Raw genomic sequence first — 20,018 nt, forward strand, 5'->3', positions numbered from 1 at the left:
ATTCTATTCGCCTAAACTCAAGATCAAGCGAATATCTTCTTCCGTAAGTTTACTTGTTTGTTCTTCATTTCCTTGGATAACCTTTTGGAACAGTTCACGTTTTTCTTGCTGTAGTTGATTCATTCGTTCCTCGATCGTTCCTTCAGCGATCATACGCCAAACTTCGACGACCTTCTTCTGACCGATTCGATGAGCTCGTCCGGCTGCTTGTTCCTCCACTGCCGGATTCCACCACAAGTCATACAAAATGACCGTATCTGCTCCGGTTAAGTTTAGACCTGTTCCGCCGGCTTTTAGCGAAATCAAAAAGACATCCTTTTCACCTTCATTGAAGGCATCGACCATTTTCAGACGATCTGAGACTTTCGTACTGCCTCGCAGGTAGAAGCTGGTAATTCCTTCTTCCGCAAATTCTTCTTCAATGATTGACAGCATGCTGGTGAATTGGGAGAACAGCAGAACGCGTCTTCCGTTTTCCTTCGCTGCATGAATCAAATCCTTTACTTGTTCCAATTTCCCTGAACCGCCTTCGTAGCCATCAATAAAGAGACGCGGATCATCACAGATTTGACGCAAGCGAGTCAGTCCGGCTAAGATGCTCACACGCTGCTTCCGGAATGTCGCAGAATCCATTTGATCGACCTCTTGACGCATTCGTTTAAGATACGCTAGGTAAACAGTTTTTTGTTCTTCCGTTAAGCTGCTTAACACGTTGGATTCGATTCGTTCCGGTAATTCCTGCAAGACCGTATCCTTATCGCGACGCAACACAAACGGCTGAATCATCTTGGCGATCTCTGAGACGGCCATTTGACGGAAGCGTCCGATCGGCGGGAAAAAGCCCGGCATTACTGTTTGGAACAGTGACCACAGCTCTTCCAAATTATTTTCGATTGGTGTACCGCTTAATGCAAAACGATGCGGAATCAATAAATTCCTTAGAGCGCTGGATGTCTTAGTCGAAGCATTTTTCACCATCTGCGCTTCATCAAGAATCATGTATTGATAGCCCATTTCTTCATGCAGATCAATGTCTTGTCGCAGGCTGGCATAAGATGTAATCACGATTTCTCCAGCATCTGCAAGAAGTTGCTCGCGTTCGCTGCGATTTCCAGAAATAACGACAGCTTCCAGACTTGGAGCAAATTTCTTGATCTCAGCCTGCCAGTTATAAACCAGACTCGCAGGAGTGACGATCACCGCTTTGATCGGCTGTTGTACCTTTTCAGCTAATAAGAAGGTGATGACCTGGATCGTTTTCCCAAGCCCCATCTCATCCGCTAAAATTCCGCCGAAGCCATAATCACTCAACATTTTCAACCAGCGGAAGCCGGCCTCCTGATAAGGCCGCAATGTTGCCTGAAGATTGTCCGGCATCTCCGCCTGATAGTCTTCGGGGTGGGTCAAATCTTCTACCATCGTAGTGAAGCTTTCGCTGAACTGCGCTTGCGGATTGTCCTTTAGCCGCTGTTCCAGCATAATTCCTTGGCTTTTCGGCAAACGAATCAAGCCGTCTTTGGCACTGATTTTTTCCCGCAGCTGGCTGATCATCTCGCTAGTTTGCTGAAAGACCTCTGAATCAAGCGAGAGGACTTCCCCGTTTTCCAAAGTGTAGAAGCGATCTTTTCGCAGTAGGCTGTTCAGTACTTGATCGATCTCATTATCCTTGATGCCTGTAACATCAAATTTGATATCCAGCCACGAGCCCTCTTGATTAACTTCAAGGGTTGGCTGGAATTCTTCTCCGTCTAAAAATAGCTGGCGCAGTTTTTTGCCCATCCGTACTTCGGCATAGCGTCTGAATTCTTCTACTTCGACTTTAAAGAAGTAATAAAGATTGTCTTTGACGGGCAGCTTCTTTTCAAAGCCGGTATCGATTTTTTGATAGCGATACGTGTCAAAGAGATCCAAAATTTGTTTTTCTTTTTTACGATCTCGTAAAATCTCGACATTGTTCGGCAGCTTAGGCTGATGAGCCTCATTCGTAGAAAAGTAGGCATTGCCATAGTGAAACTCTGCCTCAGCCTTGACCATTCCTTTGATCTTTCGGAAAATCACTACCGCCCGCAGTGGTTCTTCCTTCATGATTTCTGCTACATCATCCGATACGATCACACGTCCGATTTTCCGCAAATAAGGGAAAACATCGGTAAACAATTGTGACAGCTGACGCTGCTCATAAGCAATCACTGGTTCTTTCAACCGCTTCATCAATTGCTTCAAGGTGATATACGTGTCCTGCTGCTCGTGTGTCATTAAATAGTAGGAATTTTCGACAAAGCCTAAAAAATAGTTGCTATAGTAATTCGTAAAGCCATCTTCAATCGTTAGGCCAAAATCATTTTCTCCCCGTTTTTCCAAAGTGAAGGATAAGGGTAGTTCTTGCCCTTCATGAACTTCCGAATAGGTTTTCTCGCCTAAGTTGATACTCAAATGGCCCGTTTTTTCCATCGCTTCAAGTAATTCTTGTATCCGATGAACCGGCAATAAAAGATAACGTTTGTCCAGCTTGCCCTTGACTTGCAAGCCGGCTTTACCTAATAATTGGTAAGTTTCACTGACACCGACAAGGTCCTCGATCAAATCACGACACTTCGGATCAAAGGCTCCAGCCTCGATTTGAAATTTATATTGCTTGTTGACCGTATACGCAGAATCCGTTTGATAAGCATGCAGAAAATCATACAAATTCTTCACGATATAACTGCGTTTGGTCAGATTGCTGCCGATACGTAATGAAACTGCTAAAACATCCAACTCGGGATGATAAGGATTGGTCGGGAGCGCTTCTACTACAAAATCAACAAATAATGATTGCAACGGTTCTGCTTCTTTTGCTAAACGCGAAAAGCCCTGGTTCAATAGATCCGCAAAAGAAATACTGCTTTCCATCTTCTTGGGCAAGACAGTTTCAGGCTTGATCACACGAGAAAGTCCTTTTTCCCGCAAATACAATTCAACTGCCACTGTGTGCTTGCAATAACCGTGTTCTTCCCAATAAGGACAAGCACAAATATCATTTTCTTTTCCACTGCCATCTAAATCAACCAGATAAAGTTCGCTGCCTAATACTTCACCATGCCAAACACGCCGAGCCGGATCTGCCTCAACAGACAAGACCCGTCCTTCTTTCAAGTAAGTTCTGCCGCGTTCGATCACTTTTTCTGGAATACTCCATCTCATTTACGCTTCACTCCATCCTTCTAGCTGGTAACGAATACTGCTGCGTCCCGTTCCGCTAGTTTCCACAATAATTTGTTGTGGGATACGTTCTTTCAATTCTCTCACGTGACTGATAATGCCGATCATCCGTCCCGCATTTTCGATGCCTTCCAAGGCTTCCATCGCCATTTCCAGCGCTTCTTCGTCTAAAGAACCGAAGCCTTCGTCGATAAATAGTGCCTCTATAGTGACTCCACCGGCCTGATTCTGGATCACTTCGGCTAATCCCAAGGCTAAGGACAGTGCGGCAATGAAGCTCTCGCCGCCCGACAGAGTATGGGAACTGCGTGTTGCTCCGGCATTGTCATCGTATACATTGATCTCTAACCCAGTATTTCCTTTGGAGCGTCCAGTTTCTTGCTTTAATTCAAAATGATAACGCCCCTTTGTTAATTGATTCAGCTGCTGATTAGCGCTTTGCAAGACTTCGGCTAAATACCATTGTAAAACATAGCGTTCCAAACTGATCTTTTGCGGGTTGTCTCCGTTCATCGTTTGGTAAAGCTGGATCATTTGGCTCAACTCATTCAATTGTTCTTTGCTTTGTTCCTGCAGCACTTCAATTTTTCCAATCAGCTCGCGTTGCTGCTGCAATTGGTTTTCCTTGGCGTAATGCTGCTGTTGTAATTGAGTCACCTCTGCTTCTTTATCTGCCAACTGCTGCTTCAAAGGCTCTAACTCCGGCTCTTGTTGTTCCTTAATTGCTTCGGTCAAGCGTTTTTGGCGGTCTTTTAAAACTGCCAACTCTTGATCGAAGGAAGTGATTGCCTTTTCTAATGCGGATAGATCGATTGGCGGTGCTGCCAATTCTTCCACCGTTAAACCTGCTTCAGTCAATTGCTCTTGCAGCTGACCTTGATACTTTTCAAGATTTTCGGCAGTTTCTGCTTGTTGTTCAGCCAGCAGCTTTTGATTTTCTTGCAGTCGGATTCGTTCCTGCTCGATTTCTTTCATCTGCTTTTCGTGTGCCTGCAGCTGTTTTCGGTACGCATCTAAGCTTGCGGTTAACTCCGTAATGCGGCCCTCTAAAGTCGGTAACTGCCAATCAGCAGTTTGCTCTTCCAAACTGGCAAGCCGGCCCTGCAAGGTTTGCAGTTCAGCTTTGACTGTGTTTAGACTTGCTTCGATCTCGTCTTTTTTCGCTTGGTCATTCAACATCTCCGTCGATAGCTGCTGCAATGCTTGATTGGTTTCCGCTATTTCAGCCAAAGCCTGCGTTGTTTCAGCTTGACGCTCGTTAAGAAATTCTTTTAGCGCGGTTATTTCAGCCTCAACAGTTAACTGATAATAGTCCGCAAATTCCGTTTGACAGCTTTGAAGCTGCTTTTCGAAGGCTTCTTGTGCCGATAATCGCTCTTCTTGTAATTGATCAAAGGCATTCATCGCTACATCATAGCGGGCCTCGGTTTGCTCTCGAATCAATTCTAATTGTTTGATTCGGGCTTCTTGTGTTTCAAGCGCAACCTGCAATTGTCCCAGATTATCCGTTGATAATTCCGCGTGCTGCGCTGGATCCGGGTGTTCCTTAGAGCCGCAGACCGGACACGGTTCATCAGGCAGCAAGTCCATACTCAATCGGGCGATCTCTGCTGCTGCCCATTGGCTTTTCAGCTTCTTATAGTCCGCTGTTTCGCTGGTTAATTGATTGCTCGTGCGGCTGGCCTTTTCTACTAGCTGAGCGAGTTTGACCTGCTGATCTTCTTCCTCTTCCTGCTGGTCAAAAATCTGCTTGTCCTGCTCTTTTAGGTGCGTGATCTTCTGTTGAAACTGCAGTTCTTCATAGCGTCGATCCTGCCAAACTTTTTCAGTGCGTTGCTTGGCTTCTAGGTCCTTTTTCTGTTCCTCGCGGGCTGCTACTTGCTGATTGATCTGGGTTAATTGAGCTTGCTGCTGGGTTTGCTGGTCGAGTAATTCCGTTTTTTGCTTCAGCAGCTGTTCTTTTTGCTTCACTAATGGTAAGAAGGACTCCAAGCTTTGCAGCTCTTTTTCCTTAGCTTGCCAATCAGCACTTTCCTTTTCGAAATCGGCTGCCTTTTTCTGGCATTCTGTATATTGCTGCTCTAATTTTTCTGACTTTTGTTGATTTTCATGAGCTTGCTGGGCTTGCTGCTCTTGGCGCATTTCCAGCTCACGGGTACGTTCATAGGTCGGACGTAATTTTTCGAGCTTTTGTCCACGAGCAAGTTGTTGTCTTCGTTCGCTTTGCTCTGGTAAACGCTGCTCTAGCTGTTGAAGCTGCTGCTGTGTTTCCCGTGCTTGACGGAAGTTTTCGGCAAGCTCTTGTGCCTGTTGGACCTTAGTCTGCAGGTTTTGCTGCTGCGTTTGCTTTTCAGTTAATTCAGCTTGGCTTTTTACCAGCGCCTGCTCTTCGATTACCAAATACTCTTTTGCCAGATTCAGCGACTCTTCATAGGTCGCGCCCTTTTCACTGACGACTTGTTGGAATAGCTGATCGATTCGAGTCGTCAGCTCGCTTACCGCTTTTTCCAGTTCGATTTTTTGGAATTTTAAGCTTTCGGTGAAATTGCGATAAAAACTGGTTCCAAATAAACTACGTAAGACAGTCTCTTTTTCTGTACTGTTGGCGTTTAAGAACGTCCGAAACTCTCCTTGCGGCAGCATCACGATTTGACGGAACTGATCCTTTTGCAAATGCAGAATCTGATAAATCACGTCATTTACCGCGTCCACCTTGGTATAAGCTTCCGCCTCTTGGCCCGCGTCGTTAAAAATACTCAACTGAACTTTTTGATTTTTCGTCGTCTCGCCCTTGCCGTTTTTCTTGGCTAAGGTTTGTTTCGGCCAGCGTTCAATGGAATATTGCCGTCCTTGGTGCTCAAAAATGAATTGGACACGGGTTTCCTCCGTTGGTTCAGCAAAAGAGGAGCGAATCTCATTGGAAGAACGCACACCGCCTGAGGCATCGCCATATAATGCAAAGGTGATGGCATCAAAGATCGTCGTTTTGCCGGCACCGGTTTTTCCGCTGATCAAAAACAGCGGGGCTTCGGTCATCTGTTCAAAGTCCACTTCTTCATGAAGAAACGGACCGAAATTTTCCATAATGATTTTCTTTGGAAGCATTAGTTTTCGCCTCCTTTTTTAAGAATTGTATGCAAGCCTTCTTCGATCCAGCTTTTTTGCTGCGGGGTTAATTCGTTTTGCGAAACTTCAGTAAAGAAATCCTCCGTCAAAGAAATCGGTGATTTCTCTTTAATGTTCTCTGTCTTCAAACGAGTTTCGACTGCTGTCTCAAAGCCGTTGGCCCGTTCAACTTGAATGATTCGCGGATAGACCTGCCGCAACTGGTTCATCAGATTGGGGATCACTGCCCGATCCTCTAAAAGAATCGAGAGATAGTCCTCACGGTTGATGGTCGAATAGAAAGCTGGCGTCAGTAATTTTTCAAAACTTGTTTGCAGCTCTTGAATCTCATGGAGCGGTGATAATTCTCGGAAAGAAAATTCGCCGGTTGCAGTATCCACGATCCAGACACCTTTCGTTTGATCCTTTTCTGATAAAGAATATTTCAAAGGCGAGCCGCTATAACGGGCATTTTCCATCTTCAACGCGTCTTTTCCATGGAGATGGCCTAACGCTACATAATCAAAATCCTGCAATAGATTGCCGTTGATTCCATCCAAACCGCCAACTTCGATCTTCGTTTCGGAGTCCGTTTTGCTGCTGCCGGCTACAAAAAAGTGGCTGACTAAAACGTGCTTTTTCTTGGGATCAAAGCTTTCTTGGATTTTAGCGATTACTTTCGGCATTGCCGCTTGAATCGTTCGCAGATCAGGGTCTTCAAAATAAATTCGCGCATCGACTGGTTCAAAATATGGTAAAAGGAAAAATTGTGTATCCTTCATTTCAATCGGTGTAAAGGCCTCCTGCAAGCGGGTATGCAGATGAAAATGCGCCTGATTAAACCAAGGCGCCCCCGTTGCTAAGCGTGTAGCGCTGTCATGATTGCCGGAAATTGCCAGCAGCGGAAATTGCTCGGTCAAATTCCAATCCGCGATCGTTTGATTTAATAACCGCACGCTATCCTCTGACGGCACGGAACGATCATACAGATCACCTGCGATCACGATGGCATCTACTGCCTCATCTTTTGCGATTTTTTTGATTTGATCAAGAATATATGCTTGATCTGGCAGCAAATCGTAGCCATGCAGTTTTTTCCCGATATGCCAGTCAGCCGTATGTAAAACTTTCATTGATCCACCCTTTTCCTATTTTAGTCCTTCCCAAAAGTATAACACGATTTGTCATATTTTTCTGCTTAGCAAGTGGATGTCGTGCCATAAAAGTCTTTCTCTTCAACGATTTTTGCGCTACGATAAGCAGGTGACAAAAAAAAGGAGGATGCTTTGTGCCAGTTGGTATTATTATTAATTCATTGTCAATTATTTTTGGAGGGCTTTTGGGCGGATTCTTAGGTCATCTGCTCTCGGAGGATTTTAAAGTCCAGATTACGTTGATCTTCGGTGTTTGTTCGATGGCGATGGGAATTCCCAGCATCAGTCAGATGGCAAATATGCCCGCGGTGATCTTAGCAATTATTTTAGGAACGTCATTAGGCTTGTTTTTGAAGTTTAATCAAAAAATCAATACCGCAGCGACCATGATGCAAAAACCGATCGCGAAATTCCCCCAACCGGAGCTGAAGCTTTCGGATGAGGACTATCTGAGTACGCTTGTAACGATTATCGTACTTTTCTGCGCCAGCGGAACAGGGATTTTCGGCAGCTTAACGGAAGGCATGACTGGTGATCATACGATTCTGATCGCAAAATCAATCTTGGATTTCTTTACGGCGGCGATCTTTGCCTGTAATATCGGCTATGTCGTTTCTGTGATCGCGATCCCGCAATTCGTGGTCTTTTTCAGTTTATTTTTACTAGCGACGGCTATTTTCCCTTTGACTACGCCGTCAATGATCTTAGATTTCAAAGCCTGTGGTGGATTTTTGATGTTAGCCACCGGCTTTCGGATGATCAAAGTTAAAATGTTTCCAACTGCTGATATGATTCCGGCGATGCTTCTGGTGATGCCGATCAGCTGGCTCTGGACAACTTGGATCGTGCCATTATTTGGATAAAAAAAGATACCATCCGTAAATCGGACGGTATCTGCAAACCGAAACGCTGATTAGTCGGCGTTTTTTTCTTTGGCAACATATTTATAATTAGGATCAATCTCACGATCCAGCTGATCAAAGGCACCCTGCACCCGTCTTTCGACTTCGGCTAGACCCGCTTTGTCCATCTTTTTGATATCAGAAAGATCGATCGGATCACCAAAACGGATCGTCACTGGTGTGCGCTTGAAGAGTTGTGAAAACTTGGTTGGCCCTTGATAAACAGAAGGCACGATCGGTTTCTTCGATAAGCGCGAGATCAAGGCCATCCCGCCTTTTAACTCAGACGAATGACGGGTTCCGCTTGGGAACATAATCAAGCTTTTATCAGAATCCTTCAGCATTTTCACCGGACGCTTCACAACACTTGGGCCGGGCTTGTCACGATCCACAGGAAAAGCATTCAGGTGAACAAGGATAAAACGCAGCACCGGATTTTTAAACAGCTCTGCCTTCGCCAAGAAACTGAACTGTTTTGGCGATGCACCTAGAGCCATATACACAGGGTCCCACCACGTACGGTGCGGAGCAACCAGAATATAATTCCCTTCTGGCAATTTATCTTGATTTTGGTAGTGAGCATTGCCGTTTACGACGGCTAAGATTGCTCGCGCGATGACGCGAATAAATTTAAAAAACATTTTTTCTTCCTTTCAGTTACCTAACTAAACGTAGTATAATACAACGGTATGATTTTTTTAAGGGGGCAAAAGAAATTGTTAAAAAAAGGTGAACGAATCGATCAACTTTACGCCGAGGATATTCAAATCATCCAAAGCTCAGAAGTTTTTTCTTTTTCCATCGACGCTGTTTTGTTAGCAAATTTCGCCCGTGTTCCAAAACGCGGCCAGATCATCGATCTCTGTGCTGGAAACGGCGCGATCGGTCTTTTTTTAAGCCGCAAAACCTCGGCTGCCATCGACCAAATCGAGCTGCAGCCCCGCCTAGCTGATATGGGCCAGCGCAGTATTGCGTTGAATCACTTAGAAGAACAGCTGACGATGCATGAAATGGATCTGAAAAATACCTTTGATGTCTTCCGAAAGGATTCTGCTGACCTCGTTGTCTGCAATCCGCCTTATTTTAAAGAGCTGCCTACCAGCCAAAAAAATCCGAATCCTCACTTGGCGATCGCCCGCCATGAGATTCATGCGACCTTAGAGGATGTGGTCAGCGTTTCAGCGAAATTATTAAAAATGAACGGCCGCTTCGCAATGGTCCATCGTCCCGATCGGTTTCTTGAGATCGTGGATTGCTTGCGCTCGAATCGCATCGCGCCGAAACGCATCCAATTCGTTTACCCAAAACCGGGTAAGGAAGCCAATACGCTGCTGATCGAAGGAATCAAAGACGGCAAAAGCGAAGGCCTGCGCTTTCTGCCTCCATTATATACGTATGATCAATCTGGCAGCTACTCTGCCGACTTACAGGAGATGCTTTATGGCAACTGATCAATATTTTTATGTACTGCTTTGCAGCGACCAGAGCTTTTACGGCGGCTACACCACTGACTTGGCGCGCCGTTTAACCGAACACAATGCGGGAACTGGAGCAAAATATACCCACCCGCAAAGCCGACGTCCCGTTCAAATGATCCACGCCGAACGCTTTGACACTCGCAGTGAAGCAACCAAAGCTGAATCAGCCTTCAAAAAGCTGCCGCGCCGCCAAAAGGAAAAATACCTGCTGGATAATCAAGCAAAAAACGTTTTGTGATTCCTCACAAAACGTTTTTATTATGCACCTTTTAAGATTTCTTTGGCGATCAGATGGCAGTAATGGATCGAGCCGACATCGTTTGGATGGACTTGATCGTCATAGAACCAATCTGGATGTTCATTACTGAAACCATACCAGTCAATCAGATGAACATTCTTGTATTCCTTCGAAGCTGCTTCTAAGGTGGCATTCACATCATTTTGCCAACGACGTGTCGGCACATGTGTATTGATGATAAAGACCTGATGCTTATCACCCAAGACATTCATGACTTGAGCAAAGTCGTCTTTACTAAAGGCTCCGTTGGTCCCTAAACTCAGGAGGATCGTATCGTGCAGCTCGCCTTTATCTTTCAGCGTTTGCAGCAATGCCGGTCCATCCTTCAATTGCCGACCGACCTCCCCATCAACGACCATCTTAGGAAAAATTTCCGTCAGCCCTTTTGAACCAGCAAGTAAAACAGAATCACCAAACGCCGTCACCTTCAAATTTTTAGCCTTGGTAATGTCACGATTGGTCAGATCATATTTGTCCGCCAGGCTCTCAGGCTCCTCGGAGCTGCTGTTAGCTTCTCCCGATTGATCTGTGCCGCTGGAGTCATTTTCTGGCGGCTGCTCTTCTGTTTTTTTCGACGCTTGTTTATTTTGCTCGATTTGTTTTTGCAAGGCTTGTTGGTTCGCGTCCACTCTGTTTGTCGGAGCGATGATCACACCAACAACCGCGATCAAAGTAATCAGGCTGGAAAAGATAAAGCCGATTTTTCTGCGGCTTTTGATTGGTGCCGAAAAGGATTGCTTAAGCGTCGCAAAGGTCTTACGATAATTGAACGAGCGCAACGGATTTTCTATATAACGATAAGATAATTCTGTAACAAAAAGGATCAAGATCACTTCCATGATCGTATGCAGAAAGGTATGATTCGCTACATTTACCTTCGCCTCATAAAAAATCATCACAGGAAACTGGTATAAATAAATCCCATAGCTGCGTTTTCCGATCCATGTAAAGACTGGATTAGTCAGCCAACGGTTCCAGCTGGCTCCCGGATGCGCCGTGATAGCTACCAAAATCACACTCAGCAGACTCACCAAGAACATCCCGCCGTAATAAACGAATGACAAATCGTCCCGCAAGAATAAGAACGCTAAAACAAGTAGCAGCAGCGATCCTAATCCAATCCCGTTCAAGATTCGCTTGGCCTGTGGCGGAATCTTCGCTTTCAAACGCGTGCTCGGCCAGATAAAGGCCAAAGCGCCCCCTAATAGAATTGAAAATAAGCGTGTGTCCGTTCCATAATAAACTCGCGTCGGATCTTGCCCCGGCACAAATAATACCGCCATCAAAATAGCGGAGAAGAACGCCGCGCCAACAATTCCGAGAAATACTTTGCCTTTGTTTTTCAACAGCTTCATCAATAGAACGAAAATGATCGGCCACAGAATGTAATTCTGAGTCTCCACGGCCAGCGACCAAATGTGCGTAAACGGCGATTCGCCAGAAAAACGATCGAAGTACGACATCCCGTGATTGATCTGCCACCAGTTGTTCACGTAAAACAAACTGCTGATGACGTTGCCGCGCAAATTATTCAAAAGATTTCGTTGAAACAATGTTATGTACGCTGAGGCACCGACCAGCATCGCGACCAATGCCGGATACAAACGTTTCATCCGTCGATAATAAAACTGCTTGATATCGATCCGACCCGTCTGCCTCCATTCCTGTATCAATAAATCAGTGATCAAATAACCTGAGACCACAAAAAAAACAGGAACCCCTAAATATCCGCCTCGCATCTGCCCAGGCATCAAATGATATAAAATTACGCCGATTACTGCTAAGGTCCGAATCCCGTCAAACCCAGTAATATAGCGGCTATGCTTTAGTCTTTTTCCCATAAGTTTACATTCCAACTTTACTATACAATATCAAGATAACTATACGTATAAATCCGACAAACTGCAACATTTTCTCAATAAAAAAAGTATTTCCTAAAGATTTAAGTTTTTATTTTCCTTTATTTTAATGAAAAAGTTCTTTAGCGCAAAAAAACGTGCCGAGAAAAATTTCTCGACACGTTTTTTATCACTCGCGATTAATCCGCGAAAAGGAATAATCCAATAGTTTAGTCGTATCTGTATATCTTTTTTTATCCGACTGCGCCCCTAAAACAACTGTTACGATTCTTTTTTCATTCTGGACACAAGTACTAATCAAACAAGCTCCTGCCGACTCAGTCGTTCCTGTTTTCAGCCCATCGACACCTTTATACGCATATTTTTTATTTGGAAGTAGTTGATTGTAATTTTCTATATAGACGTCTGAAAAAGAAACGCCCTCTTGCTTTGTTATATCTAAAACTTCCGGGAAATCATTTACCAGCTTGGCTGAGATCATCGCCATATCGTATGCAGAAAATTGGTTATACTCATTTTTATCAAGCTCCTTACTAGACATATCATCCGGGTCGAGCCCAGTAACGCTTGTTAGCTGATATTCCTCAATTCCCCATTCCTCAAGATACACCTTTATCAATTCAATAAATTGATTCTCGCTTCCCGCTATTCCTTCGGCCAATGTGATCGCACAATTATTCGCTGAAGCAATAAGCACTCCGTCTACCAGCTCTTTTACCGTATAATCTTGTGAAGCGCTCAGCGGAACATTGGATAAAGACGGATTTAATCCTATTTCCATTCCATAGTCTGATAAATAAAAGGAATCATCCAAGGATAGATCACCATTTTTAAGTTGATCGAAAACAACGTAGACTAACAATACTTTTGAAAGTGAAGCGATTGATTTGGGGGTTTTTGAGTCTTTTTCGTAGATAACCTGCATGTTGCTACTATCAATCGCAATCGCAGACGACGCGTTTATAGTAGGAGTAGTTAAATTGTGCAGCACCCTCTTGCCTTCGCCGTTAATGATTAACGAATTTATCGCGATGAAGAGAATTACACAAAGTAAAATAAATCCAATTCGTGAAAACATCTTTCTTCTCATACTGTCTCACCTATCTTTCGTTCCTTGTTTAAATTATCAGCAAATCAATCTGCCTACCTTTTTTCTACAGTAACTATAAAATGCTTTTTAATTTTATGGTGCTGAATGAGCATAATCGGATAATTTTCTATCAAAACCGTTTCAACTTTTTATTCCCATTCAAACAATTAAGAGATGGTAAATGATAGCTTCATTTTTGGTAAATACTTTTGACTTTGTACTTCTATACTTGAATCCTCAAGTATACTTATTTTATTGATTGATCTAAGTTGATTGGAGGCGCGATCTATTGATTATTCATTTCATCGAGATATCAGAATTACTGCTAACAATATTTTTCTTCCTGCTATTTACGAAACTGTTTCCTTCAAAAATAGTGCTAATATCTTTCTTCGTATTTCCTTATGCCTGGTTAATGGCTAAACTTGACGCCGTTTGCGGATATCGAATTTTTGTCGCAATCAGTACTCTTTTTTACTTATCAAGCTTTTTACTCCTGCTTATTTATCTCGCACAAAAAAGGCGAAATATTGAAGAAGCAATCTTTACTTCAAGTGCGGTCTTTATCACAAATTATTTTTTATCTTCGATCATCAATTCATTGCTTATTAATCCTTTTGAAGGAAATCATATAAAAATTTTATTTCTGCATCTATCCCTATTTTGCCTTGCTCTTGCATTGATTTATTTTCCCGCTCGTTTTCTATTTTCTTGGTTCAAAAGAGCAGCGAATCGAAAGCAGCAAATCACTTCAATAATTATGCTGACATTCTCCATTCTTGTAATCATGAACAGCTACCTATTTTATGGCGAACTTTCCCTATCAATTGAAAAAATGAGTATCATTGCTGCCATTTTGGTGGTTTTCTTTATGCTGTTCTTCATTTCAAAACAGTACCTCTTCTTCTTAGAGGAAAAACATAAAATTGAAATCCGGAATAAGACTTATGAAGCCACGCTTTTATATACACAAGAAATCGAAGAACGCTATAAGGAGCTGCGAAAAGCTCAACATGATTACAAAAATCTGCTTCTTTCATTGGAATCGTATATTTTAGAACGAGATTACGATGGGTTAACCGATTATTTTACCCGCCTTAAATCAAATGAGGTTTCTTCAGCTTTAAATATGGGTACGCAATTGCCCCAGCTGCAAAATATTGTAAATTTGGACATCAAAGGAATTCTAATGATGAAGCTGTTAGCCTTACCTAAAGATAACTTTGATGTAAATATTGAGATCAAAGAGTCGATTAATTTCATGAATCGAGACACGGTCCTTTTAGTACGTGCGGTTGGAATCATTCTGGATAATGCCATTGAGGAGTTAATGGTGCTTGGTTCTGGCAGACTGGATGTTGCTTTCATGAACTTTGAAGAGGATATCGTCATCGTGATCTCGAACACCTGTAAGGAAATAGCATTTCCATTAAGCAAATTAAAAAAGGAAGGTATTTCGACTAAAGGCGATAACCGAGGCTTTGGCTTGGCGATCCTTTCAGAAATCGTTGATCAATTAAATGGCGTTTATTTGGAGACCACCTATAAAAATGACCAATTCACTCAAGTCTTGACCATCTCGAAGGAGGGATAATAGATGTTAAATGTGTATATATGTGAAGATGATGAGAAGCAATTAGCTGACCTTAGCGCTATTGTAAGATCAACAATTATGATTGAAGAGTATGATATGACGCTTGAATTATCAACAGTAGATCCATATGAACTGCTGAATGAAATCCAAGATAAGAAGAATTTTATCGGGGTATACATTTTAGATGTCGATTTGAATACGGACATAGACGGGATCGAACTTGCGGCCAAAATTCGACAATACGACGTTTCTGGAACCATCATTTTTGTAACCACACATGAGGAAATGGCTCACCTTACGTTTAAATATAAAGTAGAAGCAATTGATTACATTATAAAAGACGATCCTATCAAAATGAGTCATGATCTAAAGGCTTGTCTTAAAATTGCAAACGAACGGCAAAGTCACGAAAATCTGCAAGAGGATATTTTTACTGTAAAGGTCGGCTCAAGAAGACGAAGCTTTCATTATGCCGACATTGTTTATTTTGAAACCTCCGACACACCGCATAAAATCATTCTGCACACGGAAAATAGTATGACAGAGTTTTACTATCAAATAAAAGACTTAGAAAAAATCGATCCGCGCTTTATCCGCTGTCATAAATCGTTTGTGATAAACAAGCAAAAAATCGAGAGTGTTGATTTGAAGAATAGGCTGGTTAGGCTAAGCAATGGTGATACCTGTCTCGTGTCAGTGAGAGCGATAAGCAAGCTTCGCTGATATTCACCTTCCATTTCGCAAAAAAGCGTGCCGAGAAATTTTCTCGACACGTTTTTTATTTCTTGCTACATTCCATTCCGAGGGATTTTCTTTTCCCAGGTCTTCGTATAGAGGTGCTCTTCATTTTCAGAGACATCCATCTGGCCTTTTAAATAGAAATAATCTTTGTCGGAATCCTGCGTTGTCCAGATATCGGCATTGGTCCACCAGCCTTCCCGACCGATCCGCATATTTTGTGTGATCAAGTAATGGGCGGACAACGGATCACGGTTTGATACGGTCAATTCGCGTTTCAGGTTGTGCTCAATGGTCATATCGATCTCATCAAAGCGGTAAATACCTTCGCCGAATACACCGCCGATTCCGTTGGTCATACAGGTCCATGCGTCATTTACTAAGTCATAGGTAATTTCGCGCTCGACTTTTCCTTCTGACAGAATGGTGGTCGGAGTCAATGCAGCTGATTCCGGCATCTCTGCTGGACCTTCTGTGTCTTCGCCGCTAAAGATCGGCAATGTGAAGACTGCTTCTTTCAAATTCAGCGTCAATGAATAGTCCTCAGGCATCGGCCAGAACATCGGCCACGCATTATTCGCCAAGGATAGACGAATCCGATGACCTGCTTTGAAGCGATGTCCGCAGCAATCCAATCCAACGAACGCGGAAACTTCTTCTCCCGGAGTCAGTGGAACCACTTTGTCATGGCCTTGTAAATGGGTTAAATTCATGACACCATAGGAAACCCGTTCAGAGGAACCATCTGGCGCAATATCGCATAGAGATGCATAAAGCATCGCGTTTGGTTTGTCACTGGCTAATTTTAAATCAATTCGCGGATAACCAAAGATTTCCAGATCTTCGGATAATATTTCAGAATCAAAGGTCATGGACAAACCATTATCGATACGCTGATCTCCCGGTGATTCGCCGGGAACGCCTGCCCCCATCCATTCATTCGCCAGCAAGGTATGAGCCAGCGGTGTATGGAGAAGAACCTTTTCTTCTTGTGCCTCGCGTTCTTCAACTAATCGGCCATAAGTCAATTGGTACTCTTTTGGCGAGACTGCTTTTGACGGCCAGTCTTCGATCGCTACCCAGCGGCCATCACTGACTGGTCGATTGGTAGAAGGTGCCATGCTGTTTTCGATCCACGCCTGAACCATCGGACCGTCTAAGACACCATTGTCTTTCCCCTTCAACCAATGATCCCACCAGCGTACGCCTTCTCCTAAGAAATTGATCGCAGGTTCCGGTATGCCATCATGGGCATAAACATGCGCCCAAGGGCCCAAGATGCCTTTTTTCGGAACATCCACATTTTCCAGCAGACTCAGCACCGTATTGGTATAAGAATCCGCGTACCCATCGACTGCAAAAATCGGCACCTCGATCGCACTGTAATCTTCACAAACGGAGCCGTGCTGCCAATATTCATCCCGGGTTTGGTGTTCTAACCAGTTGCCCATCCAAAGCGGCATATTTTTTAAACGCTCCAGCCACATCTCACGCCAACGGTCCCCGACAATCTCTGGATCGATCGCCCGCGATTGATAGCCCAGCATGATCGCGCCCCACCAGAAATTATCATTTAAGACCAGCCCGCCTTTGTAATGAATGTCATTGTTATAGCGATCATCGGTATAGCCTACAACCATGACTGCTTTTAAAGCGGGCGGTCTTCTTGCGGCGATTTGCAGTGAGTTAAAGCCGCCCCATGATTTCCCCATCATCGCGACCTGTCCATCACACCATGGCTGTTTACTGATCCAATCAATAACCTCCAAGGCGTCATCTTGTTCTTGCTTTAAATATTCGTCTTCCAGCAGTCCGTCCGATTCTCCAGTCCCGCGAATATCTACTCGAATCACATTGTAGCCGTGGCCTGAGAAATAGCCGTGCATCGGATTATCTCGTCCTCGCGTCCCATCGCGTTTCCGATAAGGCAGATATTCCAAAATCGTCGGTAACGGCTCCTCGGATTCTGGAAGCCACAAGCGGTACGAAAGCCTCGTCCCATCCGATAATGTGAACCAGTCATTCTCAATAATTTTTACTTCATAAGGAAATTCTGTGATGATTTTTTTCAAAACGTTATCCTCCCATATCTTTTATTGTCTATTCTTTGACTGCTGCTTCTTGTGCCTGTGCGGCTTCCTTTAATTTTATTTCTGCTTTATACGCTTTCCCGTAGGTCCGATGCCAAATCACACATAAAATCGCCCCCACTACTGCCATGACGACCATCAAGGTGAAATAGATGAAATAACCAGAATTCCCCTCATAGCGATCCAGCACATTGCCGGCGACTAAAGGTGCGATCACCTCTGGCAGATACCCAAGCGTACTGGCCAAGCCAATCGCGATACCTGACAGCCGCAAAGGAATCTTCCCCTCTGACATAAATGAAAAGAACAAGCCATAATTAGAAAACATTGCCAAGTAAACCAGACTTGCGGCAACAATCAACAGGATCACTTGGATTTGTCCGCTCATTCCTGAAACGGAGATCATCAGCAGTGTACCTAAGGCCATTACGATAAAACCGCACATCATAATCGTCGACTTGCTGATCTTATCTGCTAAAAAACCGCCGACCGGTGCAGCGACAAGCCGGCAATATTGCGCCAGCATACTGACGATCGCCGCAAATACCGCCGAGGTGCCAATGATATTCGACGCATACGGTGTAAAATAATAAATCGACATATTAAAGGTATAACTGGTGAACATCATCCCGATAATCAGCCAAATCGCCGGCATTTTTAACACATCGATAATGTCCTTCATTTTCAGCTTCTCCCCTGCACCCGCTTCTTTCATCGGCGCAGGCTCCTTAACTAGAAACAGGAACGCCAACCCGCATAAGATCGGGATAACAGAATAGAAGATAATGATCCAGCGCAGCCCCATCGCTTCGGTCAATTGCTTTTGGAAGAAACCAAAAATAGCCGTAGCTACCGCCATATGGATGACGTTGGTGATTCCCCGCGTCCCCTCGAATATGCCGTAAGCTCGACTTTGTTCATCTTCATTGGCTTGCATCCGCACGATTTTCAGCAAGGCAGGCCAGAAGGTCAATAACGATGTCACTCCCCATAACGCATAGATCAAAAACAGCGCAGCATAGCTCGTAAAGAACAGATGCAAAAAACCGCCTAAGCCGGTCGCGATCAATGAACCCACCATCAATTTTTTCGCCGGAAAACGGTCTGCCAAAACGCCGCCGATCAAATACGAGACCAGTCCCATAAAACCATAAGCACTCCCAAGTGACCCCATTTGCGTGTTCGTCAAATGATAGGTCGCCACATATGCGTCATAATAATAATTCCGAAAATAAGCCAGTCCGTAAATGATCGAACCCGCTATCGCCAACAACACAACCGTAAAGAAATTCTTGCGCAGCCCCTGTTTCACTTCATTTGAATCCATAATTTGCCCCCTCCATAATCATCCTGTTTTAAATCCTCTCAGCCCTCTTCACAATAAATATACGCATGAACAATTGACTTTCTTCCGACAACTTATTTTTTCTTAATAAAATCGTACCATGATGGCGTTTTCATGACAATCTGAAAATAAGCCGTTTCATAAAAAAAAGAGTCGAGGCTTTCGCCTCAACTCGTTAATCCATCGATTCTTCGTAAAATCGTCCCATGATCCGGACATTTTCTGAAATACTGACAAACGCATCGGGATCGTTTTCCCGCATGATCGATTCTAATAATGGCAGCTCAAAGCGTGTCACCACAGTGAATAGAACGGTCTGTTTGTCATGCTTATAAGCACCTTCTGCTTCGTTGATGATGGTAATCCCGCGGCGCATTTGATCTTGAATGGCGTTGATTACCCGCTCAGGACACTTGGTCACGATCATGACCTGCATCTTCCGCTGCTTGGTATACAGCGCGTCGGTTAATTTTCCGCTCATGAAGATCGCCAAGGCAGAATAAAACATGTACTGCCAGCTAAATAAAATCCCTGCCATCAGCATAATCAGCACGTTAAAGACAATCGAGATCGATCCAACCGATGTGCCGGTCCGCTTGCGGATCGTGATACTTAAAATATCCAGCCCGCCGGATGACAACCCATTCTTCAAGGCAAAGCCGATGCCGACACCCATGATTGCTCCGCCGAAGATCGCACAGATGATCGGGTCCTTCGTCAAGGTCGTCTGAGGAATGATATGGATAAAGAAAGATGTTAAGAAAACGGTGATGAAAGTAAAAATCGTAAACTTATGACCAATCTTGAACCACGCCAAGAAAAACAAAGGCACGTTGATCAAAAATAAAGTGATCGATACAGGTACGGTAAAGCCGACTACCCGATGCGACAAGGTTGTTAAGATTTGCGCAAAACCGGTGGCTCCACTGGAATAAATGTGTCCTGGCTGGTAAAAAAAGTTTACGGCTATCGCCGCTAAAAATGCATAAACTACTGCGACAGATAATCGGGTGGCATAGTCGTGATGGGGCCACTCCTCTATCTTCTTTTTCATCATGTTTTGTCCGCCTCATTTCAAAATTTCACTCACATTATACGTATTTTCATGAAAAAAAGAAAGCACCTGCCATAAAGGCGGGCACTTCTCTTAGTATATTCTTAGAG

General features: G+C 43.9%; 14 protein-coding genes. 5 read left to right on the forward strand and 9 right to left on the reverse strand.

Annotated features, from left to right (window positions below; genetic code table 11):
* Positions 1-3: 3 nt before the first annotated feature.
* From FFR60_RS19265 to FFR60_RS19275, 3 genes are read right to left on the reverse strand one after another with little or no spacing between them, the layout of a single operon-like run.
* Positions 4-3,183, reverse strand: a complete 3,180-nt coding sequence (locus FFR60_RS19265; protein WP_137665400.1) for a DEAD/DEAH box helicase — start codon at positions 3,181-3,183, stop codon at positions 4-6.
* Complete coding sequence (locus FFR60_RS19270; protein WP_137665401.1) at positions 3,184-6,306, reverse strand: AAA family ATPase; 3,123 nt, start codon at positions 6,304-6,306, stop codon at positions 3,184-3,186. It abuts the gene before it with no gap.
* On the reverse strand, positions 6,306-7,439 hold the full coding sequence (locus FFR60_RS19275; RefSeq protein ID WP_137665402.1) for an exonuclease SbcCD subunit D: 1,134 nt from the start codon (positions 7,437-7,439) through the stop codon (positions 6,306-6,308). Before FFR60_RS19275 ends, FFR60_RS19270 begins: the two co-directional genes overlap by 1 nt.
* A gap of 155 nt (positions 7,440-7,594) precedes the next feature.
* Between FFR60_RS19275 and FFR60_RS19280 the strand changes: the two genes are divergently transcribed.
* Complete coding sequence (locus FFR60_RS19280; RefSeq protein WP_137665403.1) at positions 7,595-8,323, forward strand: DUF554 domain-containing protein; 729 nt, start codon at positions 7,595-7,597, stop codon at positions 8,321-8,323.
* A 50-nt stretch (positions 8,324-8,373) separates the two neighbouring features.
* Here FFR60_RS19280 and FFR60_RS19285 read toward each other — a convergent pair whose 3' ends face one another.
* Positions 8,374-9,003, reverse strand: a complete 630-nt coding sequence (locus tag FFR60_RS19285; protein ID WP_088932039.1) for a lysophospholipid acyltransferase family protein — start codon at positions 9,001-9,003, stop codon at positions 8,374-8,376.
* Between the two features lie 75 nt (positions 9,004-9,078).
* Here FFR60_RS19285 and FFR60_RS19290 point away from each other — a divergent pair, with 75 nt between their 5' ends.
* Complete coding sequence (locus tag FFR60_RS19290; RefSeq protein ID WP_137665404.1) at positions 9,079-9,813, forward strand: tRNA1(Val) (adenine(37)-N6)-methyltransferase; 735 nt, start codon at positions 9,079-9,081, stop codon at positions 9,811-9,813.
* On the forward strand, positions 9,803-10,078 hold the full coding sequence (locus FFR60_RS19295) for a GIY-YIG nuclease family protein (protein WP_088932037.1): 276 nt from the start codon (positions 9,803-9,805) through the stop codon (positions 10,076-10,078). The genes FFR60_RS19290 and FFR60_RS19295 overlap by 11 nt, the downstream gene beginning before the upstream one ends.
* 20 nt (positions 10,079-10,098) lie before the next feature.
* On the opposite strand, the gene FFR60_RS19300 is transcribed toward FFR60_RS19295, so the two are convergent.
* Together FFR60_RS19300 and FFR60_RS19305 are read right to left on the reverse strand one after the other, a co-directional pair.
* A complete protein-coding gene (locus FFR60_RS19300; RefSeq protein ID WP_137665405.1) occupies positions 10,099-11,979 on the reverse strand; it encodes an acyltransferase family protein in 1,881 nt (626 codons plus the stop codon).
* Between the two features lie 187 nt (positions 11,980-12,166).
* Complete coding sequence (locus FFR60_RS19305) at positions 12,167-13,087, reverse strand: serine hydrolase (RefSeq protein WP_137665406.1); 921 nt, start codon at positions 13,085-13,087, stop codon at positions 12,167-12,169.
* Between the two features lie 415 nt (positions 13,088-13,502).
* On the opposite strand from FFR60_RS19305, the gene FFR60_RS19310 reads away from it, so the two are divergent.
* Both FFR60_RS19310 and FFR60_RS19315 read left to right on the forward strand, forming a co-directional pair.
* Positions 13,503-14,681, forward strand: a complete 1,179-nt coding sequence (locus tag FFR60_RS19310; protein WP_137665407.1) for a GHKL domain-containing protein — start codon at positions 13,503-13,505, stop codon at positions 14,679-14,681.
* Positions 14,682-14,684: 3 nt separating this feature from the next.
* Positions 14,685-15,404, forward strand: coding sequence for a LytR/AlgR family response regulator transcription factor (locus tag FFR60_RS19315; protein ID WP_137665408.1), 720 nt, complete (start codon positions 14,685-14,687; stop codon positions 15,402-15,404).
* 65 nt (positions 15,405-15,469) lie between these two features.
* Here FFR60_RS19315 and FFR60_RS19320 read toward each other — a convergent pair whose 3' ends face one another.
* The 3 genes from FFR60_RS19320 to FFR60_RS19330 form a co-directional block, all read right to left on the reverse strand.
* On the reverse strand, positions 15,470-17,491 hold the full coding sequence (locus tag FFR60_RS19320; protein ID WP_137665409.1) for a CocE/NonD family hydrolase: 2,022 nt from the start codon (positions 17,489-17,491) through the stop codon (positions 15,470-15,472).
* Between the two features lie 28 nt (positions 17,492-17,519).
* Positions 17,520-18,836 carry an MFS transporter gene (locus FFR60_RS19325; RefSeq protein WP_137665410.1) on the reverse strand — a complete coding sequence of 439 codons (1,317 nt, stop codon included), beginning with the start codon at positions 18,834-18,836 and terminating at the stop codon, positions 17,520-17,522.
* 193 nt (positions 18,837-19,029) lie between these two features.
* Complete coding sequence (locus tag FFR60_RS19330) at positions 19,030-19,908, reverse strand: YitT family protein (protein WP_137665419.1); 879 nt, start codon at positions 19,906-19,908, stop codon at positions 19,030-19,032.
* Positions 19,909-20,018 lie beyond the last annotated feature (110 nt).

It is taken from the genome of Enterococcus hulanensis (genome assembly GCF_005405485.1).
GTDB classification, from domain to species: Bacteria; Bacillota; Bacilli; order Lactobacillales; family Enterococcaceae; genus Enterococcus_A; species Enterococcus_A hulanensis.